At 61.5% G+C, this 6,812-nt stretch carries 6 protein-coding genes; 5 read left to right on the top strand and 1 reads right to left on the bottom strand.

Going from position 1 to position 6,812, the window contains the following annotated elements:
- The first annotated feature begins 9 nt into the window (after positions 1-9).
- Positions 10-822 carry a prolipoprotein diacylglyceryl transferase gene (gene lgt, locus AC3ZU9_RS18515; RefSeq protein WP_015886390.1) on the top strand — a complete coding sequence of 271 codons (813 nt, stop codon included), beginning with the start codon at positions 10-12 and terminating at the stop codon, positions 820-822.
- A 51-nt stretch (positions 823-873) separates the two neighbouring features.
- On the top strand, positions 874-1,707 hold the full coding sequence (locus tag AC3ZU9_RS18510; protein ID WP_015886389.1) for a thymidylate synthase: 834 nt from the start codon (positions 874-876) through the stop codon (positions 1,705-1,707).
- Positions 1,708-1,846: 139 nt separating this feature from the next.
- On the opposite strand, the gene cadR is transcribed toward AC3ZU9_RS18510, so the two are convergent.
- Entirely contained in the window at positions 1,847-2,287 is a 441-nt protein-coding gene (cadR, locus tag AC3ZU9_RS18505) for a Cd(II)/Pb(II)-responsive transcriptional regulator (protein ID WP_015886388.1), read from the bottom strand.
- 85 nt (positions 2,288-2,372) lie between these two features.
- Between cadR and AC3ZU9_RS18500 the strand changes: the two genes are divergently transcribed.
- The 3 genes from AC3ZU9_RS18500 to AC3ZU9_RS18490 all read left to right on the top strand — a co-directional run bounded on the left by AC3ZU9_RS18500 (position 2,373) and on the right by AC3ZU9_RS18490 (position 6,811).
- The gene (locus AC3ZU9_RS18500) at positions 2,373-4,643 is read left to right on the top strand and encodes a heavy metal translocating P-type ATPase (protein WP_490091155.1); all 2,271 of its coding nucleotides are present in this window, start codon (positions 2,373-2,375) and stop codon (positions 4,641-4,643) included.
- A gap of 16 nt (positions 4,644-4,659) precedes the next feature.
- Positions 4,660-5,523 carry a LysR family transcriptional regulator gene (locus AC3ZU9_RS18495; protein WP_046034919.1) on the top strand — a complete coding sequence of 288 codons (864 nt, stop codon included), beginning with the start codon at positions 4,660-4,662 and terminating at the stop codon, positions 5,521-5,523.
- 223 nt (positions 5,524-5,746) lie between these two features.
- The gene (locus AC3ZU9_RS18490; RefSeq protein ID WP_015886385.1) at positions 5,747-6,811 is read left to right on the top strand and encodes a putative 2-aminoethylphosphonate ABC transporter ATP-binding protein; all 1,065 of its coding nucleotides are present in this window, start codon (positions 5,747-5,749) and stop codon (positions 6,809-6,811) included.
- Position 6,812: the final 1 nt, after the last annotated feature.

Here is a 6,812-nt window from a genome sequence, read left to right as displayed (position 1 = left end):
GGAGTCGCAATGCTGCCTTACCCGCAGATCGACCCGGTGGCCCTGGCCATCGGTCCGCTGAAAATCCACTGGTACGGGTTGATGTACCTGATTGGCATCGGCGGTGCCTGGTTTCTGGCTTCCCGACGCCTGAACCGTTTCGATCCGACCTGGACCAAGGAGAAGCTCTCCGACCTGATTTTCTGGCTGTCGATGGGGGTGATCGTCGGTGGGCGCCTGGGGTATGTGCTGTTTTACGATCTCCCCGCGTACATCGCCAACCCGACGCTGATCTTCGAAGTGTGGAAAGGCGGCATGGCGTTCCACGGCGGCTTTATCGGCGTAATGATCGCGGCCTGGTGGTTCGGTCGCCGCAACGGCAAGTCGTTTTTCCAACTGATGGACTTCGTTGCGCCGATGGTGCCGATCGGCCTGGGCGCCGGGCGTATCGGTAACTTCATCAACGCCGAGTTGTGGGGCAAGCCGACCGACGTGCCGTGGGCGATGATCTTCCCGCCGTTCAGCGACCCGGCGCAATTGCCGCGCCACCCGTCGCAGCTCTACCAGTTCGCGTTGGAAGGTGTGGCACTGTTCCTTATCCTGTACATCTTCTCGCGCAAGCCGCGCCCCACCATGGCGGTGTCGGGCATGTTCGCGTTGTTCTACGGGATCTTCCGCTTTGTCGTCGAGTTCGTGCGCGTGCCGGATGCGCAACTGGGCTACCTGGCGTTCGGTTGGGTGACCATGGGCCAGATCCTCAGCCTGCCGATGATCCTGGGCGGCCTGGGCCTGCTGTGGTGGGCCTACAACCGCCCGCAGCCTTTGAAGAACACCGCGCTATAAATTCGAATGCCGAGGCTTCCAAGCCTCGGCTTCAACGATACGGGTACCCAAATGAAGCAATATCTCGAACTACTGAACGACGTCGTGACCAATGGATTGACCAAGGGCGATCGCACCGGCACCGGCACCAAAGCGGTGTTCGCCCGTCAGTATCGGCATAACTTGGCCGACGGCTTCCCGTTGCTGACCACCAAGAAGCTTCACTTCAAAAGTATCGCCAACGAGCTGATCTGGATGTTGAGCGGCAACACCAACATCAAGTGGCTCAACGAAAACGGCGTGAAAATCTGGGACGAGTGGGCCACCGAAGACGGTGACCTCGGTCCGGTGTACGGCGAGCAGTGGACCGCCTGGCCGACCAAGGACGGTGGCACGATCAACCAGATCGACTACATGGTCCATACGCTCAAGACCAACCCTAACAGCCGTCGCATCCTGTTCCACGGCTGGAACGTCGAGTACCTGCCCGACGAAACCAAGAGCCCGCAGGAAAACGCGCGCAACGGTAAACAAGCCCTGCCGCCGTGCCACCTGTTGTACCAGGCGTTCGTACACGACGGTCACTTGTCGATGCAGTTGTATATCCGCAGCTCCGACGTGTTTCTCGGCCTGCCGTACAACACCGCCGCGCTGGCGTTGCTCACCCATATGCTGGCCCAGCAATGTGATCTGATCCCTCACGAGATCATCGTCACCACCGGCGACACCCACGCCTACAGCAATCATATGGAGCAGATTCGCACCCAGTTGGCGCGCACACCGAAAAAGTTGCCGGAACTGGTGATCAAGCGTAAGCCTGCGTCGATCTACGATTATAAATTCGAAGATTTTGAAATCGTAGGTTACGACGCTGATCCAAGCATCAAGGCCGACGTCGCTATTTAAAGGCTGTCCTGGTCTTAAGGTGTGGGCTTGTGTGGGAGGGGGCTTGCCCCCGATAGCGGTGGTCAGTTAAGTCATCGGTGACTGACACGCCGCTATCGGGGGCAAGCCCCCTCCCACATTTGAGCCGTGTTCGCTTGAATTAATGGCCGTGGCTTCTGCCCACATGCGAGGGCTCTGCCTCGCTGGCGGCAACACCTCCGCTGACCTCCAGTTGCTGCAAAATCCCGCAATGATCCCCGCCGCCACAGCGCTGACGCAGGTCCAGCAATTGCTCCTGCAGCGCCAGCAGCCCGTCGATCCGCGCTTTCACATGGTGGATATGCTCATCGATCAACGCATTTACGTTTTCGCACTGGTCCTGCGGGCTGTCCCGTAGCCCGAGCAGGCTGCGGATTTCTTCGAGGGTCATGTCCAGGCTGCGGCAGTTGCGGATAAAGACCAGCCGCTCGGTGTGCGCCTGGGTGTACACGCGGTAGTTGGCGTCAGTGCGCGCCGGGGGCGGCAGCAGGCCTTCCTTCTCGTAATAACGGATGGTTTCCACCGGGCAGTCGGTCAGTTTGGCCAATTCGCCGATCTTCATCACAGCAATCTCCAAATGGGTGCTTGACCCTATAGTGGCTACAGGGTCTTTACTTGGCAACAGGCACCTCTACGGACGCGACAGAATGAGCGATTCCATCCACACCCCGCACAAACATGACCATGACCATGATCACGATCACGATCACGATCATGGCCCGAAGAAATTGACCCCCGTGCATGACCACGGCCATGGCGGCTCCTGCTGTTCCGGCACGCAGGCCCCTGCGTTGGTGCAACTGAGCGAAGCGCCCACCGCCGGTTCGCGGCTGAGCACCTTTCGCATCGAAGCCATGGACTGCCCCACCGAGCAGACGCTGATCCAGAACAAACTGGGCAAGCTTGCGGGCGTGCAGCAGCTGGAATTCAACCTGATCAACCGCATCCTCGGGGTCACCCATGACCTGCCGAGCACCGCGCCGATCATCGACGCGATCAAATCCCTCGGCATGCAGGCCGATCCCATCGAAGAAGGCACGCCTGCCGCTGAGCCGCCCGCCAAGAAACACTGGTGGCCGCTGGCGTTGTCCGGCGTCGGCGCGTTGGCTGCCGAAGTGCTGCACTTCACTGACGCCGCGCCTACCTGGGTGATCGCGGTGGTGGCGTTGGTGTCGATCCTCAGCGGCGGCCTCACCACGTACAAGAAGGGCTGGATTGCCCTGAAAAACCTCAACCTGAACATCAATGCCTTGATGAGTATCGCGGTGACCGGCGCGATCCTGATTGGCCAGTGGCCGGAAGCCGCGATGGTGATGTTCCTGTTTACTGTCGCCGAGTTGATCGAAGCCAAATCCCTGGATCGCGCGCGTAATGCCATCAGCGGCTTGATGCAGATGACACCCGAGCAGGCCACCGTGCAGCAGGCTGACGGCACGTGGGTTGAAAAAGAGGTCAAAAGCATAGAAATGGGTGCGATTGTGCGGGTTAAGCCCGGCGAACGCATCGGCCTGGACGGTGAAGTCACTGCCGGCCAATCCACCATCGACCAGGCGCCGATCACCGGTGAAAGCCTGCCGATTGAAAAAACCGTGGGCGATAAAGTCTTCGCCGGCACCATCAACCAGGCCGGTTCCCTGGAATATAAAGTGACCGCGGCGGCCAACAACTCCACCCTGGCGCGCATCATTCACGCGGTGGAACAGGCCCAAGGCGCACGGGCGCCGACCCAGCGGTTCGTCGACAGGTTCTCGAAAATATACACCCCGGCCGTGTTCCTGTTTGCCTTGGGTGTGGCCATTATTCCGCCGCTGTTCATGGCTGGCGTCTGGTTCGACTGGATCTACCGTGCCCTGGTGCTGCTGGTGGTGGCATGCCCGTGTGCGTTGGTGATTTCCACCCCTGTGACCATCGTCAGCGGTCTCGCTGCGGCGGCGCGCAAAGGCATCCTGATCAAGGGCGGCGTGTACTTGGAGGGCGGTTACAAGCTCGACTACCTGGCCCTCGACAAGACCGGCACCATCACCCACGGCAAGCCGGTGCAAACCGATTACCTGGCGTTGTTCCCTAACGTCGAAGACAGCGCGCCGGCCCTGGCCGCCAGTCTGGCCGGGCGTTCCGACCACCCGGTGTCGCTGGCGATTGCCAACGCGGCTGTGGATAAAAACCTGCCCATCCACGTTGTGGATAACTTCGAGGCCCTGGCCGGTCGCGGCGTGCGCGGCGATATCAATGGCGAAACCTACCACTTGGGCAACCACCGCCTGGTGGAAGACCTGGGCCTCTGCTCGCCGGCGCTGGAAGAAAAACTCTTCGCCCTCGAGAAACAGGGCAAGTCCGTGGTGCTGCTGCTCGACACATCCGGCCCGCTGGCGCTGTTCGCCGTGGCCGACACGGTCAAGGACAGCAGTCGCGAGGCCATCCAGCAACTGCACGAGCTGGGCATCAAGACCCTGATGCTCACCGGCGACAACACCCACACCGCCCAGGCGATTGCTGCCCAGGTCGGCATCGACCAGGCCCAGGGCGACCTGTTGCCTACCGATAAACTGCAAGCTATCGAAACCCTCTACGGCCAAGGCCATCGCGTGGGCATGGTCGGCGACGGCATCAACGACGCACCGGCGCTGGCCCGTGCCGAGATCGGTTTTGCCATGGCCGCCGCCGGTACCGACACCGCCATCGAGACCGCTGACGTAGCGCTGATGGATGATGACCTGCGCAAGATTCCGGCATTCATTCGTCTGTCGCGGCAAACGTCGAGTATCCTCAAACAGAACATCGCCCTGGCGCTGGTGATCAAGGCGATTTTCCTCGCCGTGACCTTCCTGGGCATGGCCACCATGTGGATGGCGGTGTTCGCCGACATGGGCGTGAGCCTGTTGGTGGTGTTCAATGGCCTGCGCCTGTTGCGCAAATAGTCGATGAGAGGGTGGTGTGCTGAGTGCCGAGTTGAAGGCGTTTTACATGGTCGCCCGCCTGGGCAGCATCACCCAGGCGGCGAAAAAGCTCGGCCTGAGCCAACCCACGGTCACCACCCAGGTCCGTAACCTGGAAAGCCAATACGGCGTCGAGCTGTTCTACCGAGGCGGCCGCCGCCTCACCGTCAGCGACGACGGCGCGCGCCTGCTGCCGATGGTCAAGGCGCTGTTGCAGCAGGAAGCGGATATCGAGTTCTTCCTGCGCAACAATGGCCAGGTCCAGGGTGCATTGAGAATTGCCGCAACCGCGCCGTATTACATCCTTGACCTGGTCAAAGCCTTCCGCGAACGCCTGCCGCAGGTGGAGGTGTCGGTAGAAATCGGCAACTCCCAGCAAGTGCTGGAAGCGCTGGACGATTATCGCGTCGACGTCGCCGCCTCCTCGCAATTGCTGGAAGACCCACGCCTGATTCGCCGCGTATTGGGCACTGATCCGCTGGTGTTGGCGGTGCATCGCAATCATCCACTGGCCCAGCTTGATCATGTGTCGTTGAACGCGTTGGCAGGGCATACGCTGTTGATGCGTGAGGCCGGCTCCACCACCCGCAGGTTGACCGAAGACATGCTGCAGGGCGCCGGCGTGAGTTACGGCCCGCTGCTGGAAATCGGCAGCCGCGAATCCATTCGTGAAGCGGTGCTGCGCAATATCGGCATCAGTATCATTGCCCGTCAGGAAGTGCCCCATGACCCGCAGCTGCGGGTGCTGACGATCGAGAATGCGCCGCAGATTCCGGAATACCTGTACTGCCTGAAGGAAAGAAAGGGCGCGCGGTTGCCAGCGGCGTTTCTGGGGTTGGCGCAGGAAATGTCGCCAATTTAGAGGTGTGTGGCTGCCTTGAGGGCCAATCGGGGGCAAGCCTCATCTTGGAACTCGGTCAAGTGTGGGAGGGGGCTTGCCCCCGATAGCGATAGACCAGGCAACTCACCACTGAGAGCCCTACCCAAATCCACCAATACCACTATCACCGCGTTTTGCCTTTCTGCCACATCAGGGACGCATTGCCTGCCTAGCATGGCCTTCATCAGTTTGATGAGGTGCCACCATGAACACAGCCCTGACCCAACCCGGCGCGCCGATGAAGGTGCGCGGTATCCAGAAACGCTTCGGCGCCTTTACCGCGCTGGATAACGTCTCCCTGGACGTCGCCGCCGGCGAGCTGGTGTGCCTGCTGGGCCCGTCCGGCTGCGGCAAGACCACCTTGCTGCGCTGCATCGCCGGGCTGGAACGCCAGGACAGCGGCGAACTTTACCTGGGCAACCGGGATGTTTCCCTGCTGCCGCCCCAGGCACGGGACTACGGCATCCTGTTCCAGTCCTACGCGCTGTTTCCCAACCTCACCGTCGAAGCGAACATCGGCTATGGCCTCACCGGCAGCGGTCGTGATGAAGTACGCCAGCGCGTTGGCCAGATGCTGGAATTGGTCGGCCTGCTGGGCAGCGAAAAGAAATACCCCGGGCAACTCTCGGGTGGCCAACAGCAGCGGGTCGCCCTGGCGCGTGCCTTGGCCCCGGCGCCGTCGTTATTGCTGCTGGATGAACCGATGTCAGCCCTCGACGCCCGCGTGCGCGAGCATCTGTGCACCGAGTTGCGCCAACTGCAACGACGCCTGGGTATCACCACGTTGATGGTCACCCACAACCAGGACGAAGCCATGCTGATGGCCGACCGCATTGCCGTGATGAACAACGGCAAGGTCGAGCAATACGCCACGCCCCAGGAGATCTACGACCGCCCGGCCACGCCGTTCGTGGCGGAGTTTGTCGGCCAGGGCAATTGGCTGCCGTTCAGCCGCAACAGTGCCAGCCACGCCCAGGTCGGCGGCATGAACATGCGCCTGGCCGACGATGCCGGTGCGGCCAAGTCCGGGCGCCTGTTCTGCCGCCCGGAGGCGATCAGCATCAACCCGCCGGTGCACGAAGAGAACCTGTTCCCGGCCAAGGTCCGTGAGATCACCTTCCTCGGCAACCGCTGCCGCATGAGCTTTGAACTGGAGCAATTGCCCGGCCACCCGTTACTGGCCGAATTGGCGCCGGAAGCCATGCCGCGCCTGGGCGCCCAGGATATCTGGGTGGCCTTGCCGCCGCGCAGCCTGCAGGTGTTTGCCTGAG

The sequence above is a fragment of the Pseudomonas sp. A39 genome (genome assembly GCF_058145955.1).
Note: the sequence above shows the minus strand (reverse complement) of the source record. Positions and strands in the feature narration are given on the sequence as shown.